Below are 15,048 nucleotides of genomic sequence, written 5' to 3' on the forward strand. Positions count from 1 at the left end.
CACCGTTGTTGTGCCGACAACACCAAATTTGTGCGGAGTCTGGGGCGCGCATGGATAAAATCCAGCCACGTTGGAGTGGCAGGTTGACTCAATATGCAGCCCCTCAAACATCCAGCTTATGGAACCGTGAACGGCTCGACACTGCATTGCTGACAGCTAGGTAGAAAATTTCGCCACCCTCGGGCCAATGGCTGCTTGGAGCGACTGCGAATTTGAATGGCCGGATTGGAGCAGAAAATCCACTGGCGGGTTATGGCCGATTGTGTGAGTACGCATCTCCGCCAGTAAGCCGACGTTGGACCCGCAGGATAACAATCAAACTCCGATCAACAACAGAAGGAGTCTGACATGGAATCCGATCAACACCGGGAGCCTTGGAATAAAGGCACGCTAGTCGGCCAGAAGCCACCGCTGAAGCCAAAGGACATCTGGGCGATCCGAATTTACCTACAGAACGCCCATCAGGTTCGAGACCTTGCTATGTTCAACCTGGCAATTGATAGCAAGCTGCGAGGCTGCGATCTTGTGAATTTGCGCGTTCGTGATATCTCACACGGCAATCAGATACTCGCGAGAGCGATGGTTGTTCAACGAAAAACCCAACGGCCAGTGCAGTTTGAGCTGACAGAGCCAACCAGGGGTGCTGTTGCCGCCTGGATCACGAAAGCGGGGCTGAAGTCCGAACATTTTTTGTTCCCTAGTCGGCTATCCAATTCGCCCCATGTTTCGACCCGACAGTACGCCCGAATCGTCCATCAATGGGTCGCTGCTGTTGGGCTCGATTCGACTGTCTATGGCACGCACACCATGCGGCGAACCAAGGCAACGCTGATTTACAAGAGAACGAAAAATCTGCGTGCGGTTCAACTGCTGCTCGGGCATAGCAAGCTGGAGAGCACCGTTCGATATCTTGGTATTGAGGTGGATGACGCGCTAGAAATCTCGGAGCAGACTGAAATTTAAATACCAGTCCCAGGCGGTCGGACGGCTAAAACGTGCGACCGCTTTGCGGCAGGCTCATCAATAGGAGCTTTCGGCCATGACCGGCCACCCGAGAATTTTCTCATTAGCAGACACTGAAGCGGTCTGTGTGATTCGCAATTGCTACTGAGAACCGAACGGGATACTCTCACGTCATTTAGCATCCTTGTGATTCCATCGTATCCGCACTAATAGCAACAACTTGCGCGTTTCTGCTCCTGAATAACTGCTAGCTGGCAAGCCCAGTTGCTCGAACTGTCGCGATCCTCGGTCTATTACCAGGCGCAGCCGACGTCAGAGAGCGATCTGAAACTGATGCGACGGATCGATGAACTGCATCTGGAACATCCCTTTGCCGGGGCACGGATGCTCCGCGACATGCTCAAGCTGGAGGGGCATGAGATCGGCCGAAAGCATGTCAGCACGCTGATGAAGAAACTCGACATCCAGGCCATTTACCGAAAGGCCAATACCAGTCGGCGCAACCAGGCGCACCGCATCTACCCCTACCTGCTGCGCAGTTTGACCATCGACCGTCCGAATCAGGTCTGGGCGATGGATACGACCTACATCCCCATGCGCCGGGGTTTCGTCTATCTGAGCGCGGTGCTCGACTGGGCGACCCGTCGGGTACTGGCTTGGCGCCTATCGAACAGCCTGACGGCCGATCCATGCGTCGATGCAATGGAAGAAGCAATCATGAAATATGGCTCACCGGAAATCATGAATACAGACCAAGGCAGCCAATTCACCAGCTCGGCCTTCATCAGCCTGCTTCAGGAACACAGCATTCAGGTCAGCATGGATGGCAAGGGCTGTTGGCGGGACAACGTCTTCGTTGAGCGACTCTGGAAATCGGTCAAGTATGAGGAGATCTACCTACACGGCTACGAGACCGTTTCTGATGTCAGGCAGGCGCTGGCGCGCTATTTCGATTTCTACAATCGGCGCCGCCCGCATTCATCCCTTGACGGGCTCACCCCGGATACGGCTTACTTCAACCAGCCGCTGCTCGCCGCAGCGGCTTAACCCGCAGAGAAATCACTTAAGAAAACCGAATTTCTGTCCAACTGCGCGGGGCCACCTCTGTTTGTCACACTTGTAGAATTTTTAATATTAAGCAAAGAATCTCCTTGGAACTCTTGTAGTCTGGTGATGTGCATTCTGAGATTCAACAATAACCAATTACGATCAATCCTAATCAGGTAGTCAGAAAATGAATTCAACGTCCGTATTCCAGCGGATGATTTTGCTGGTTGCAATGCCGTTAATTGGATTGATTCTTTCGGCGGCCCTGCAAGTCCAGCAGGCATACGTGGCTTATAAAAATAGTCGACAGACGCTCCATCTCATGGAGGTTTCTGTCCGCGCAGGTAACCTGATCCATACCCTTCAAGTTGAGCGCGGATCGACTGCTGGATATCTTCAATCGAAAGGGCGTAAATTTGCAGATGTTCTGCCAAGTGTCCGAGAAAAGACCGACAATCTTCTAGAGATCTATAAACAAAAGGCTGACAACATCGATTCAAATGTGATGCCGGCGCTAGCAAAATCGCTCTCCGAGTCTCAAAGAAGTTTGTATGACATATCCAGTTTGCGAGAAAGTGCCAACCAGCTAGCGTTGCCTGTGCCCGATGAAATCGCCTATTACACGAAAGCGATTGGCAATCTGATTGGCAGCATGAATTTGGGTGTTGATTTTAATCATAATGCCCTGATTTCAAAGAAGATGATCGCCTACCTGAGCTTTGTTCGAGCAAAAGAAAGTGCAGGTCAGGAGCGAGCACTGGTAACAGCAGCCTTCGCCGCCGATCGGGTAGATCTACCGCAACTGATGGAGATTCTTTCCCGTTTCCATCAACAGGATGCTTACCTAAACGACTTCCGGAGCATTGCGGGCGCTGCGGAAAGGGCTGCGCTGGAATCCGTTATGTCGGGGGATGCTGCCAAAGAGGTAGCGCGATTACGATCAGTGTTGATAAATAATTCGCTACAAGGTGGTTTTGGCGTTGAACCTGGCGCATGGTTCAAGACTATGACGTCCAAGATTGATGGCATGTATGAAACCGAGAAACTAATCACTGCAGCCATTGAGGCTGAAGCAGAGGAACTATTACAGGCCAGTCGAACTGCATTTCTTGCGACACTCACGCTTGGGATTTTAGCAATAATTTTGACGGCCCTCGTGTCCCTCTGGGTTGCCCGTAGTATAGGAGTTCCTTTACGTGAAATGGCCAGCTTTGCTGAGATATCGATTGCCAATAATGACTTTAGCGGGACGGTTCCAGAATATGGTGCTAGCGAAGTGGTGCGAGCCGCCAAAGCTTTCAACCAACTTGTAAGCAAATTCCGGAACATTATTGTAGACACTAAGCGCTCAAGCGACCAAATTACCCGCGTAGCTCATGACCTATCCTTATCGAGCCAACATGTCGGCGAAAGCTCTTTTATTCAGTCAAGTGCTACTGAGGCAGTTGCAGCCGCCGTTGAGCAATCATCTGTGAGTATTGGTGAAACATCTACACATGCCCATACTGTGGCGTGTGTAGTTAATAGTGCGCGCGAAGACACCGAAAATGCGCTCGCCGTCATGCTTGAAACAGTGCATAACATGACCCTCGTTGCACGCTTGATTGGAGAATCTGGATCTAGCGTTAAGCTACTCGATCAAAGCTCAAAGAAGATTGGTCACATTATACAAGTCATCAGGGATATAGCAGATCAAACCAATCTACTAGCACTAAATGCCGCCATTGAAGCTGCCCGTGCAGGGGAGCAGGGGCGGGGCTTTGCCGTCGTTGCTGACGAGGTCAGGAAACTTGCGGAACGTACTGGGTTAGCAACGGGCGAAATCAGTGGTTTGATTAGCGAAATTCAGGATGGAATTGAGGGCGCAGTGAGTGCCATGGCTCAAGCCAACGAACAAGCTGACGCAAGTTTGGCTCTGGTCAATCGCACAGAGAAAGCACTGCACCAAATCGAACAAGGTTCACGCGAGGTAGCTGGGAACGTGCAGAACATTTCATCCGCACTTGGCGAACAAGATTCAGCCATTCGGGAAATAGCAGTGAGCGTAGAAAAAATTGCTCAGATGACTGAGAGCAACAATATAGAGGCTAACGCCAATAGCCAAACGGCCACACAATTGGACTGCTTGTCTATCGAGCTTCGAACTGCTGTCTCCGTATACAAAGTCTAGATAATGCAGGAGTTTGACTCAAGCGCCCACCCATCCTACCTCCCGTCGGGGAGGATTGGGGAATTGAGGCAAATTTTTCCGGAAAATGTAGAACTCTGGCTGGCGGAGGGGGAATTAATCGCTTCAGAAAAATGCCGTTCAGCACATCAACATTTGTATCTTGGGATGCAGCCATTGCGGCATTTCATGAATCAATCTTGCTCTGGCAATAATTTGCATCAGATATCTGGCCAAACCCAAAAGTGAAACAACAACTCGAATTACGGCTCATCGAATGCTATAACAAGCTGCTTTTGACCGATTGGGCGGTCAGCGGATATGTTCATGAGATTTGGCAGCCTGGCTATTTAAAAGTGAGGTGCCCCCGGATTTAGTGCCAAGGGCGTTTTAGTAAAAGTCCTTGGTTTGCACTTCTAAAGACATCCTTTCCCGACAGGATCGTCGGGATCACTGGATCGGTGCTTGGCTGCAAACTCTGCGGGCGTCAGGTAATCCAGTGAGCTATGCGGCCGATGCTGGTTGTAGTCGCGGCGCCAAGCGGCAATCAGGATACGAGCCTGAGGCAAGCTCGTAAACCAATGGTCGTTCAGGCATTCATCCCGAAACCTGCCGTTGAAGCTCTCGATGAACGCATTCTGCGTCGGTTTGCCAGCCTGGATCAGCTTGAGCTGCACGCCGTGCTGGTAGGCCCATTGGTCCAACGCCTTGCCGGTGAATTCCGGTCCCTGATCGGTCCGGATCGCCTTGGGATAGCCCCTGAAACGCGCAGCCTGATCGAGCACCCGGGTCACGTAATGTCCCGATATTCCGAAATCGACAGCGAGATCGATGGCCTCCTTGCTGAAGTCATCGACGATGGTCAGCACCTTGATCCGGCGGCCATTGGCTAATGCGTCACTGACAAAATCCATCGACCAGACCTGGTTCGGTGAGGACGGCAATTCCAGCGCCTGCCGCTCGACGGCCACACCATGTCGCTTCTTGCGGCGCCGAACCGATAGGCCGGCATCGCTGTAGAGGCGATAGATACGCTTGTGATTGACCTGAACGCCCTCACGGCGAACCAAGGCATGCAGACGGCGATAGCCGAACCGGCGACGCTCGCTGGCTAGCTCAACCAGTCTTGCCTGCAATTGCTCATTCTCTGGCTGTGCCGTCGATTCGTAATGCAGGACCGTGCGCGACAAACCCACCAGCAGGCAGGCACGGCGCTCGGAAATCGTTGTCGATTCACGCATCACCATGACTGCCTCACGCTTTTGCTGGGGGCTCAGCGTTTTCGGCCTAAAGCAGCCTTGAGTGCCTCCGCATCGAGGATCGATTCGGCCAGCAGACGTTTAAGCCGACCGTTCTCGGCCTCTAATTCCTTCAGACGCTTGGCATCTGGAACCGACATGCCGCCGAACTTCGCTCGCCAGTTGTAGAACGATCCGTCACTGAAGCCATGTTGCCGACACAGTTCCTTGATCGGTATGCCGGCTTCTGCCTGCTGCAAAAAGCCGATGATCTGCTCTTCTGAAAACCGCTTCTTCAAGTCCATTCTCCTTCTCGAAAACGGACTTTACTAAATTCCCCGTGGCACTGTTTATGGGGGGCACCTCAGCCAAGTCATAACTGAACGGCCCGCAGGCTTTTCGTGCGCTTGTAGATCAGGGTAGCCTTGGTTCTCCGCATGGAATGCGTCCCGTAGGCCGACGAGTCCAAGCCGGCAGACTTTGCCCAGTGGCCGACGATCCGTGCATATTGGCGCGTTGAGACATGGGGGTGACTTTGCAACCCTACTTGGAAACAGGAACTGATCGCTTCGCAGGTGAGATTTTTCCAGCCAGGCGGACACCGCTGCCCTTGTTGGCTCCGTCAGTTCGAACTGCACTGGCCGCTGCGTTTTTCTCTGCATCACCTTGGCACGGGATAGCACCGGGTTCCCGTGGGTGATGTCGCGCACCCGCAAACTGACAAGATCGCAGCCACGCAATCTTGCTGTCGATGGCTAAGTTGAACATAGCGAGGTCCCGGACCGCATGTGCATTCTGGAGGTGGAGGCGGATGGCCCAGATATCCTTGGGCGTAAGCGGTGGCTTCTGGCCGAGGAGCTTTCCCTGGTTCCAAGCTTCGCGTTTGTTAATGGTTTCCATCTTTGACTCCTTGGTTGTTGATCGGAGTCATATGTTCTGCCAGCAAGGGAATGGCTGCTCTGGGGTAGGATGACTTAAGCGTGCTGTAGGCCATGACCCGCGTGTCAGGTTTTCACTGGCCATGGCGGAAATAGGCTGGGAAGAGACGTCACAACTTCTTCAACCTACGCGTGCAACCGACCTCATGCTGCCCTTCAAATCATGCGCGGTTCAATGACAGGCAAAAAATCGGCCTGCCACTCAAATCACTCTCTCCGCAACCTGACCGTAAACCAGAATATGCTGCCCTTGCCGGGGATACTCTCGCAACCGGCATCGCCGGACATCACCACCGCAATTTTTCGGGTCATTGCCAACCCGACACCCAGGCCGCCAAATTTGCGCGTTGGTGAGTTATCAACCTGTTCGAAGACTGAAAACAAACGTGTGACATTCTCTGGCGAAATGCCGATGCCTGTGTCTTCCACCTCGAAACGAACGACCCCCAACAGCGCGTTCTCTTCAATCAGTTGGGCCCGCAATATTACGCTGCCATGCTCCGTAAATCGGACGGCATTGTTGGCGTAATTGAACAAGGCCATTCTGATTAGGCGCACATCGCCGATCATACGGCTTGGGAAGTCAGTACTTTCGACCATGAGCCGTAACTGTTTGCTGGCGGCCTGTTCTTCAACCATCGAGGCCACGCCGCTTAAAAGGTCTTCAAGTGCAAACGGCGCTTCCTGCGCGGCTGTCATGCCGGAATCGATGCGCGTGAACTCCAAAATCGCATCAACAAGATCCGTCATGCGGACGCAGGAGACTTCCAGTTTGTGAAGCCTGTCCATTTGCTTTTGTGACAGCGGTTCCCTACCTACAAGTTGAGCCATGCCATGTATCTGGTGCAATGGTGTGCGCATTTCATGGCTCAGGTTTGCCAGGAAGTTGCTCTTGGCGATGTTGGCGGCCTCTGCGGCTTCCTTGGCTTGGGAGAGTTGCACGTTCTGGTCTTCAATCAGGGCTTGCTTGGCGAGGAGTTGCTGCTGCTGTAGCCACATGCCGGTCACTGTCATCGCGGTAGAGAACAGAAAAAATACCAGCATCTGCCGGCCTAGCTCGGCATTGGCAATTTGGAAGGGGCCCAGGTTGTGCGAAGCTTCGGCGACGATCAGGCACGCGGCCATGGTCAGGGTCAGGTGCTCTCCCACATGGCCCTTTCTGAAAACCATGTACAAAAAAGCCGGGATAAGCAGGAAGATCATGGCGTGCATCCAAGCAAACGCCAGATGGACAATCGTCAATATTCCGACGGTCAGCAACAGCCAAGGCAGGATTTCAGCGGAGGTAATTCGATGCTGCTTTTTCCAAGCCTCCAGCATGGGATAGCAAAGCAGGATTCCAAGGCTATCCGCCACAAGCAGCATCAGTATGAAATTCACCGTTTGCGTCCACGCAATGTAGCCCCCCAGCGCCAGATTGCCTGCCAGGAAGGAAGCCGAAACCAGCGTAGGGATGACACAGACAAAGACCGTAAATGGAATCAAATCAAACGGCCTCGACAGGCCAAATGGCAGGTGGCGACGCAACATGAATGCCGCAAACCAGGCAGCGAAAGAATCCGCAAAGGCTGCAATCATGGTATGCAGTATTTGCAGGCCCAGGGATGGCAATGCCATGCCGTGGAAATTTGCGGCGAAACTTGCAAGGAAGATGAAAGGTAACGCCCTGTTTCTGCCGGCTAGGCACATCAGGAGACCGATTCCCGATGGCAACCACAACAAGGTGATATTGCTGGGTTGCAGCGAGAAAAGCGCCATTCCAAACTTGGCGAGGAGAAAGTAGGCCATCCCGCCGACGAGCATTTGCTTGACGATAACGCTCCAGCCCAGAGCATGGTGTGCCATGTTGCTAATTGGAGTTGTGGGAGTTGGTGAGGCCATATTTCGCAAGTCAATCTTACCCTATGTTCTCACCATAGTATCCGGATGGGTGCTTTCGCTGCACTGCTGCCGCCGGCTCCAAAAAGGGTACTTCAGCTTTGGGTCAGAGTTCGCCTTCGCCAGCCAGGAAAGCTGACCTTCGAGCCACGTTGCCGATGGGGGACGGCTTACCGGCAGATTGCTGCCCGACACTGATTATTAGGCCAATGGCCGCAATGGCCGAGGAGCAGTCACATCAGAATGCAGCGATATCGGGCCCAGCGGACCTTCGGTCAGTGCCGGTAAAGGCGGAATGTTTCCTTGCGGTCGCCGGGGCGGTTGCCTTCCCAGACCTTGGTCCACTTGCTGTTGGGGGCCGCCAGTTCGCGCCGGGTGTCGCCGACGACCAATAGCCAGTTGCAGGCCTGTCCGGCCTTTGATTCTTCGGCGACCGGTTCAATGCCGACGAAGTAGGACAGCGAGGCAAGTTGGGTGTCGTTCAGGGCGCGTTCGGCCAAGCAACCATGGTCAGGCGGCAAAGCCTGGGCAATCGCCTGGGCAACCGGGCGGTAAGACTTGTTGAAGTCGAACCACGGCAGGATCAGGGTTGTTGCCAGTAGCCACAGCGTCGTGCAGCCGAGTGTCCAGTGCGTCAGGCTGCGGTAGTGCGAGCGCGGGGCGGTGATGATCAGCCAGACCCACCAGGCGGTGGCTGCCAGTCCGATGATCAGCGCCAGTAGGTCAAAGTGGCCGACGAAACTGGGGCGCAGGACGAGGGCCCGTTTGGCCATCTGCTCCGGCCAGCCGAGGACCATGGCCGACCAGCCCAGCCAGACAATGCCGATGCACAGGCTGAAGGTGGACATGGCGAACCAGTCGAAGGCATTGGCTGCGCCGCGCCTCAGGGCCAGCGCGCCGGGCGTGGCGAGCAGGGCCAGCGGCGGCAGCAGGAGCAGGGCGGGAATCTGCCGGGGGCGGAAGGCCCAGGCCAGCAATAGCAGGGTGAGGACCAGGAAGACGAGCGGCAGCAACTGGGCCGGCGCTTTGATCTCGCGGCGCCGCAGCCGTAGCGTCCAGATCGCCAGCGGAAAGGCGGGGAAGGCAAACCAGGGCAGCATGGCGATGAAGCGGCCGCCACCGACTACCGAGAATGGTGTATTCAGCGGTGCCAGTTCGGTGGCCAGCCAGCCGTGGAAGCGGGCCGGTTCCAGGTTGAGCAGGAGCAGGGGCCAGGGCAGGGTAAGTACGGCCGCAATGGCGAAGCCGATGAGCAGGGTGTGCAAGGCCTTGGGCCGGTCGGGCGAGAGCCACCAGGCGATAGGGGCGATGGCGAGCAGCGGCAGAGTCGGCGCGATGCCGGTGCCGAGCAGGCAGGCGGCGATGGCGAGGCCATAGAAAATGCCGGTCAGGCGGGGCTTGCGGCCAATCGCCGCAAGGCCGCCAAGGGCACCGCTGTAGGCAGCCAGCGCAATCAGCATTGGTTGCGCATCGTGGGCATGGAAGAGCAGGCCGGCACTGCCGGCGAGCAGCAGCGGACTAGCCGCGGCATGATCTTCGCCATACAGTTCGCGGCCGGCGTAATAAAGTCCCATCAGGGCCAGTGCCACCCAGATGCCACTGGCCAGGCGCATGGCTTCGTGCAGCGGCAACCAGCTGCCAAAGAGCATGCCGGTCAGTGCGGCGCTCCAGTAATAGAGCGGCGGTTCGTGGAAGGGGCGGCCGGCCAGGTCGGGGGACAGCCAGTCGCCAAAATTCAGCATATGCCAGGCGGCACCAATATGGATGGCGTCCTCGCCCTTCCACGGGTCGCGACCGAACAGGCCGGCCAAGACATAGAAAGCCAGAATGGCGGCGAGCACCCAGCCAGCCGGTGGCAGGCGAATACCGCGGCGCAGGGTGTCGCGAATCAGGACGAGAAAATCAGGCATGTCGGCCAGAAATGAAAAAGGCAGCCATCAGGCTGCCTTTTATACCGTAATCCGGGCAGATCAGGCAGCGGCCTTGCCGCGCATGGCGCCGAACTTCTGGTTGAAGCGCTCAACACGGCCGGCGGTGTCGACGATCTTTTGCTTGCCGGTGTAGAACGGGTGGCAGAGCGAACAAACTTCGACGTGAAGGGCTTTCTTCATGGTCGACTTGGTCGTGAAGGTGCTGCCGCAGGAGCAGGTCACCTGAATTTCGTTGTAATCCGGATGGATATTGGCTTTCATCTTCTAGTCCTTAGTCAAGCGACCGGCGGATGTGGCCGATCTGGGAAGCCGGTTATTATCGGTGAATAATCACCGGCTTGCAACATTTTTTGTTAGCCGCGGCGCATGGCGTCAAAAAATTCCTGGTTGCCCTTGGTCGATTTGACCTTGTCGAGCAGGAATTCCATGGCTTCGAGATCGTCCATCGGGTAGCAGAGCTTGCGCAGGACCCACATCTTTTGCAGGACGTCGGGCTTGAGCAGGAGTTCTTCGCGGCGGGTGCCGGAGCGATTGACGTTGACCGCCGGGTACATCCGCTTCTCGGCCATGCGGCGGTCGAGGTGGATTTCGGAGTTGCCGGTACCCTTGAATTCTTCGTAGATCACTTCGTCCATGCGCGAGCCGGTGTCGATCAGCGCCGTGGCGAGGATGGTCAGCGAGCCGCCTTCCTCGATGTTGCGTGCCGCGCCGAAGAAGCGCTTCGGCTTCTGCAGGGCATTGGCGTCGACGCCGCCCGTCAGCACCTTGCCGGAGGCCGGCTGGACGGTGTTGTAGGCGCGGGCGAGGCGGGTGATCGAGTCAAGCAGGATGACCACATCCTTCTTGTGTTCGACCAGACGCTTGGCCTTCTCGATGACCATTTCGGCCACCGCGACGTGGCGGGTGGCCGGTTCGTCGAAGGTCGAGGCAACGACCTCGCCCTTGACCGTGCGGGTCATTTCGGTGACTTCTTCCGGGCGCTCGTCGATGAGCAGGACGATGAGCACAACTTCCGGATGGTTGGCCGTAATGGCGTGGGCGATGTTCTGCAGCATCACGGTCTTGCCGGTCTTCGGCGGGGCGACGAGAAGGCCGCGCTGGCCGCAACCGACCGGGGCGATCATGTCGATGACGCGGCTGGTGATGTTTTCTTCCGACTTGATGTCGCGTTCGAGCTTGAGGTGACGCGTCGGATGCAGCGGCGTCAGGTTCTCGAACATGATCTTGTTCTTGTTGGCTTCCGGCGGGAAACCATTGATGCGATCAAGCTTGGTCAGGGCGACGTAGCGCTCGCCATCTTTCGGCGTACGGATCTCACCTTCAACGGTGTCGCCGGTGCGCAGGTTGAAGCGTCGAACTTGTGACGGAGAGACGTAGATGTCATCCGGGTTGGCCAGGTAGGAGGTGTCGGCCGAACGGAGGAAGCCGAAACCGTCGGAAAGGACTTCCAGCGTGCCATCGCCGTAGATGGTGTCGCCATTCTTGGCCTTGGCCTTGAGGATGGCGTAGATCAACTCCATCTTGCGCATCCGGTTGGCGTTATCGATGGCCAGTTCGGTGGCCATGTCGAGCAATTTGCTGACGTGTAGTGTTTTGAGTTCGGAAAGTTGCATGTAGGAGTGTGTGGCGCCAGTCAATTAGGGGCCGGGCTGCTGCCCGAAACCGGGGCGCAAGAGCTGGATAGCTTTTGGGTGGGGAGTGATGCCTGGGCGCTTGGCTGGAGGCATCTGCCTGAAGGTGCAGGACGCACCTTCAGGAGGGGAGACTACGGAGATTACAGGTTGCTGTCAATAAACGCAGCGAGTTGCGACTTGGACAGTGCGCCAACCTTGGTTGCTTCGATGTTGCCGTTCTTGAAGATCATCAGCGTCGGAATGCCGCGGATGCCGTATTTGGCAGGCGTGGCCTGGTTGTCGTCGATGTTGACCTTGGCGACCTTGAGCTTGCCGGCATATTCGTTGGCGACTTCGTCAAGGATCGGAGCGATCATCTTGCACGGGCCGCACCACTCGGCCCAGTAGTCGACGAGAACGGGTTGCTGCGATTGCAACACTTCCGCTTCAAAGGTGTCGTCGGTTACGTAATGAATATGCTCGCTCATGGTTGCCTCATGGAATGGGTGGAACGAATCGGGGATATTGCGCCTTGGTTGGCGACATGAATATTCTGTGATGCTAGCGAAAAAAGAAGCGGTAGGGAAGCATCAGCATCAGGGTTTCAGCAGATTGGCCAGTTCGACGGCTGTCTTGACCTGCATTTTGTCGAAAAGATTGGCCCGGTGCACCTCGACGGTGCGCATGCTGATGTTCAGTTCGTCGGCGATGACCTTGTTGAATTTGCCGAGCAGGACAAGATCCATGATCTGCCGCTCGCGGGTGGTCAGGGTCGACAGGCGAGCCTTGACCGAGTCGACCGAGGCGTTGGCTGCCCGCTGCCGGGCATCGAGGGCCATGGCCTCTTCGATGCGGGTGGCTAGTTCGTTGTCGTTGAGCGGCTTTTCGAAGAAATCGAAGGCGCCTTTCTTGAGCGTGCTGACGGCCAGCGGTACGTCGCCGTGGCCGGTCAGGAAGATGACCGGCAGGGTTGATTTTTTTTCGAGCAACTGATCGAAGCAGTCAAGCCCGCTGATGCCGGTCATCCGCATGTCGAGGACGATGCAGCCGCGCATGGCCGGTGTCCAGGCGGCGAGAAAACTTTCGGCCGAGTCGTAAGCCGTCGCGGGAATCCCACGCGAGGTCAGGAGCCAGGCCAGAGCATCGCGAATGGCATCGTCATCATCGACCAGGTGGGCTTGCGGGGTACTCATTCGGTTTCCAGCGGCAGGGTGAAGATGAATATCGTACCGCTTCCGCTCGGTGAGTGGGGGTTGTCTTCTGCCCACAGCCGGCCACGATGGAATTCGATGATCGAACGGCAGATCGACAGGCCGACGCCCATCCCCTCGGGCTTGGTGGTAAAGAAGGCCGTAAACAACTTGTCGCGGATATCCGGGGCGATGCCGCTGCCGTTGTCGCTGACGCTGATGCGTACTTCGTTGTCGCTCGGGACGACGTCGATGCTCAGGACGCGCCAGGCCTCTGGCGTGGGGGCCATCGCTTCCATGCCGTTGCGGATGAGGTTGAGCATGACCTGCTCGAGCATCAAGCGATCAGCCGGGATGGGGGGAAGCTGGGGGATTTCGCAGGCGATGCGGATGTGCCGCTTGCGCGCATCGGCCTCGACAAAACCGAGACAATCCTCGAACACCTCGGCCAGCGCACAAGGTGCGCGCTTGGGTTCGCTCTTGCGGACGAAGTCGTGGACGCGGCGGATGATCTTGCCGGCCCGCTGTGCCTGGACGCCGATTTTCTCAAGGGCGGGGCGGATATCCTGCGGCTGGCAATCGGGGCGCTCGAGCAGATTCAGGCAGCCTGTGTTGTAGCTGGCAATGGCGGCCAGTGGCTGATTCAGCTCATGGGCCAGGGTCGACGCCATCTCCCCCATGGTGACGAGGCGCGACGTGAATTGCAGTTGTTCCTGCTGCAGGCGGGCCAGTTCTTCTGTCCGCTTGCGTTCGGTAATGTCGAGCACGGAGGCCATCCAGCCGGTATGGCGGCCGTTGCCATCGATCAGCCGGGCTTCATACACCAGGGCGTCAAAACGTTCGCCGTTCTTGCGCATGAAGCTGATCTCGAAGCCGTCAGGTGGTGCATTGCCGGCCAGGACAATCTGGTGCATGGCGAAGGTTTCATCGATTTGCTCCGGCACCCAGTAAGGCATCGGCGGCGTTTTGCCGACCAGTTCGTCCGGGGAAAACCCGGTCATCTTGCAAAAGGCCGGATTGACGTAAATGACCCGGCCGTTAAGGTCGCGGGCACGCATGCCAACGGTCAGTGAATCCTCCATGGCGGCACGAAATGCATGTTCGGCCCGGAGCGCTTCTTCGGCCTGGGAGCGCTTTTTCATGAGGTCGCGAACCAGCCACAGGCTCCAGAAAACGCCGGCGGCCAGCGCGATAATGGCCAGGGTAAGCAGTCGGGGTAGGGATTTGTCAGCGCTCTGATAACTGGTGACCCGTAATTCCATGCCGTAGCCAGGTGGGTCGAAGGGAATCTCGTAACTCTGCGTACTCTTGCCCTGGATGTTGCTCTTGGCGGCATATTGAACGTCATTGTTGTCGACAATGACCACCTGATATTTTTCGGTAAACCACCACGGAACCAGATTGCTGAGTAGGGTGTCGAGTGGATAGACCGCAACCAGCATTCCTTTCAGCTCCTGTTTGGCAAAAACCGGGACCAGGATTTCGATAAAGGCACGGTTGCCATCGAGGAAAAACGGTTCGCTGTAAAAACGTTTGCCCAGACGACTCGCCAGTTCGAAGGCCTTGTCGGTGACCGGGGGGCCGAAGGCGGCGATTTCCTGGTCGGGGAGACGTGCTGTCGGTAGCGCGTCGATCACCTTCCGGTTCGCGTCGAACCACAGGAATTGTGAGATTTCCGGGTTGTTTTTCAGCAGATGAGCCGCCCGCAGCTGAAATAACCCCTTGCTGTCAGTCTGCGTACCCAGGTCGGAAGCCAGTTGTTGCAACTGTTCTTCGTTGCCATTGAGGTGGAAGCGGATGTTCTGTTCCAGCCAGAGGACGTCCTTGATCAGTGTAGCCCGGTCTTCGTCGATTTCATTCTGGTGGGTCAGCCAGAGTAGCGTCAGCAGCGAGGCCAGCAAAAGGACGATGCCCAGTTTTGGCAGGGCCAGCAGCCAGCGCAGTCGGCGGGCGCTGGAAGGCAGGGAGGGGCGAGCATCGATCATGCGGGAATGTTACATCACGCCCTTGCGCGAACTGACATTGTGGGTTTCCACAATTCGGATAACCACAATGGTGCGCCGCAGCGAATTTCTGGATACTC

11 protein-coding genes and 1 pseudogene are annotated in these 15,048 nt (G+C 56.4%); 3 read left to right on the forward strand and 9 right to left on the reverse strand.

What is annotated here, in order from left to right:
* The first annotated feature begins 348 nt into the window (after positions 1-348).
* The 3 genes and pseudogenes from HYN24_RS05200 to HYN24_RS05210 all read left to right on the forward strand — a co-directional run bounded on the left by HYN24_RS05200 (position 349) and on the right by HYN24_RS05210 (position 4,180).
* A complete protein-coding gene (locus tag HYN24_RS05200) occupies positions 349-963 on the forward strand; it encodes a tyrosine-type recombinase/integrase (RefSeq protein ID WP_117608269.1) in 615 nt (204 codons plus the stop codon).
* Positions 964-1,218: 255 nt separating this feature from the next.
* Positions 1,219-2,010 (forward strand): annotated as a pseudogene (locus HYN24_RS05205) (IS3 family transposase); the annotation flags it as partial.
* A gap of 187 nt (positions 2,011-2,197) precedes the next feature.
* Positions 2,198-4,180 (forward strand): methyl-accepting chemotaxis protein, encoded by a 1,983-nt coding sequence (locus HYN24_RS05210; protein WP_117608271.1) that lies wholly within the window; start codon positions 2,198-2,200, stop codon positions 4,178-4,180.
* A gap of 413 nt (positions 4,181-4,593) precedes the next feature.
* Here the strand turns inward: HYN24_RS05210 and HYN24_RS05215 are convergent.
* The 9 genes from HYN24_RS05215 to HYN24_RS05255 form a co-directional block, all read right to left on the reverse strand.
* Positions 4,594-5,714, reverse strand: a protein-coding gene (locus tag HYN24_RS05215; protein ID WP_371413211.1) for an IS3 family transposase whose coding sequence is annotated in 2 segments (ribosomal slippage) — positions 4,594-5,454 and positions 5,457-5,714 — 1,119 coding nt in all. Because the reading frame shifts where the segments join, the coding sequence is not laid out codon by codon here.
* A 244-nt stretch (positions 5,715-5,958) separates the two neighbouring features.
* Positions 5,959-6,315: a hypothetical protein gene (locus tag HYN24_RS05220; RefSeq protein WP_240327738.1), complete on the reverse strand. Its 357-nt coding sequence runs from the start codon at positions 6,313-6,315 to the stop codon at positions 5,959-5,961.
* Between the two features lie 245 nt (positions 6,316-6,560).
* Positions 6,561-8,198, reverse strand: a complete 1,638-nt coding sequence (locus HYN24_RS05225; protein ID WP_162888598.1) for an ATP-binding protein — start codon at positions 8,196-8,198, stop codon at positions 6,561-6,563.
* Between the two features lie 308 nt (positions 8,199-8,506).
* Positions 8,507-10,141: a glycosyltransferase family 39 protein gene (locus tag HYN24_RS05230; protein ID WP_117608273.1), complete on the reverse strand. Its 1,635-nt coding sequence runs from the start codon at positions 10,139-10,141 to the stop codon at positions 8,507-8,509.
* 60 nt (positions 10,142-10,201) lie between these two features.
* On the reverse strand, positions 10,202-10,423 hold the full coding sequence (gene rpmE / locus HYN24_RS05235) for a 50S ribosomal protein L31 (RefSeq protein ID WP_117608274.1): 222 nt from the start codon (positions 10,421-10,423) through the stop codon (positions 10,202-10,204).
* Positions 10,424-10,515: 92 nt separating this feature from the next.
* Positions 10,516-11,775 carry a transcription termination factor Rho gene (rho, locus tag HYN24_RS05240; protein WP_117608275.1) on the reverse strand — a complete coding sequence of 420 codons (1,260 nt, stop codon included), beginning with the start codon at positions 11,773-11,775 and terminating at the stop codon, positions 10,516-10,518.
* Positions 11,776-11,936: 161 nt separating this feature from the next.
* Complete coding sequence (trxA, locus tag HYN24_RS05245; protein ID WP_117608276.1) at positions 11,937-12,263, reverse strand: thioredoxin TrxA; 327 nt, start codon at positions 12,261-12,263, stop codon at positions 11,937-11,939.
* 108 nt (positions 12,264-12,371) lie between these two features.
* Positions 12,372-12,968 (reverse strand): response regulator transcription factor, encoded by a 597-nt coding sequence (locus HYN24_RS05250; protein WP_117608277.1) that lies wholly within the window; start codon positions 12,966-12,968, stop codon positions 12,372-12,374.
* The gene (locus tag HYN24_RS05255) at positions 12,965-14,950 is read right to left on the reverse strand and encodes a PAS domain-containing sensor histidine kinase (RefSeq protein WP_117608278.1); all 1,986 of its coding nucleotides are present in this window, start codon (positions 14,948-14,950) and stop codon (positions 12,965-12,967) included. The genes HYN24_RS05250 and HYN24_RS05255 overlap by 4 nt, the downstream gene beginning before the upstream one ends.
* Between the last annotated feature and the right edge of the window lie 98 nt (positions 14,951-15,048).

Source organism: Dechloromonas sp. HYN0024 (genome assembly GCF_003441615.1).
GTDB lineage: Bacteria > Pseudomonadota > Gammaproteobacteria > Burkholderiales > Rhodocyclaceae > Azonexus.

Coding starts and splice junctions, on each gene's coding strand:
- HYN24_RS05210 (WP_117608271.1), top strand. CDS start 2,198: ATGAATTCAACGTCCGTATTCCAGCGGATGATTTTGCTGGTTGCAATG.
- HYN24_RS05230 (WP_117608273.1), bottom strand. CDS start 10,141: ATGCCTGATTTTCTCGTCCTGATTCGCGACACCCTGCGCCGCGGTATT.
- rpmE (WP_117608274.1), bottom strand. CDS start 10,423: ATGAAAGCCAATATCCATCCGGATTACAACGAAATTCAGGTGACCTGC.
- HYN24_RS05250 (WP_117608277.1), bottom strand. CDS start 12,968: ATGAGTACCCCGCAAGCCCACCTGGTCGATGATGACGATGCCATTCGC.
- trxA (WP_117608276.1), bottom strand. CDS start 12,263: ATGAGCGAGCATATTCATTACGTAACCGACGACACCTTTGAAGCGGAA.
- rho (WP_117608275.1), bottom strand. CDS start 11,775: ATGCAACTTTCCGAACTCAAAACACTACACGTCAGCAAATTGCTCGAC.
- HYN24_RS05255 (WP_117608278.1), bottom strand. CDS start 14,950: ATGATCGATGCTCGCCCCTCCCTGCCTTCCAGCGCCCGCCGACTGCGC.
- HYN24_RS05220 (WP_240327738.1), bottom strand. CDS start 6,315: ATGGAAACCATTAACAAACGCGAAGCTTGGAACCAGGGAAAGCTCCTC.
- HYN24_RS05200 (WP_117608269.1), top strand. CDS start 349: ATGGAATCCGATCAACACCGGGAGCCTTGGAATAAAGGCACGCTAGTC.
- HYN24_RS05225 (WP_162888598.1), bottom strand. CDS start 8,198: ATGGCACACCATGCTCTGGGCTGGAGCGTTATCGTCAAGCAAATGCTC.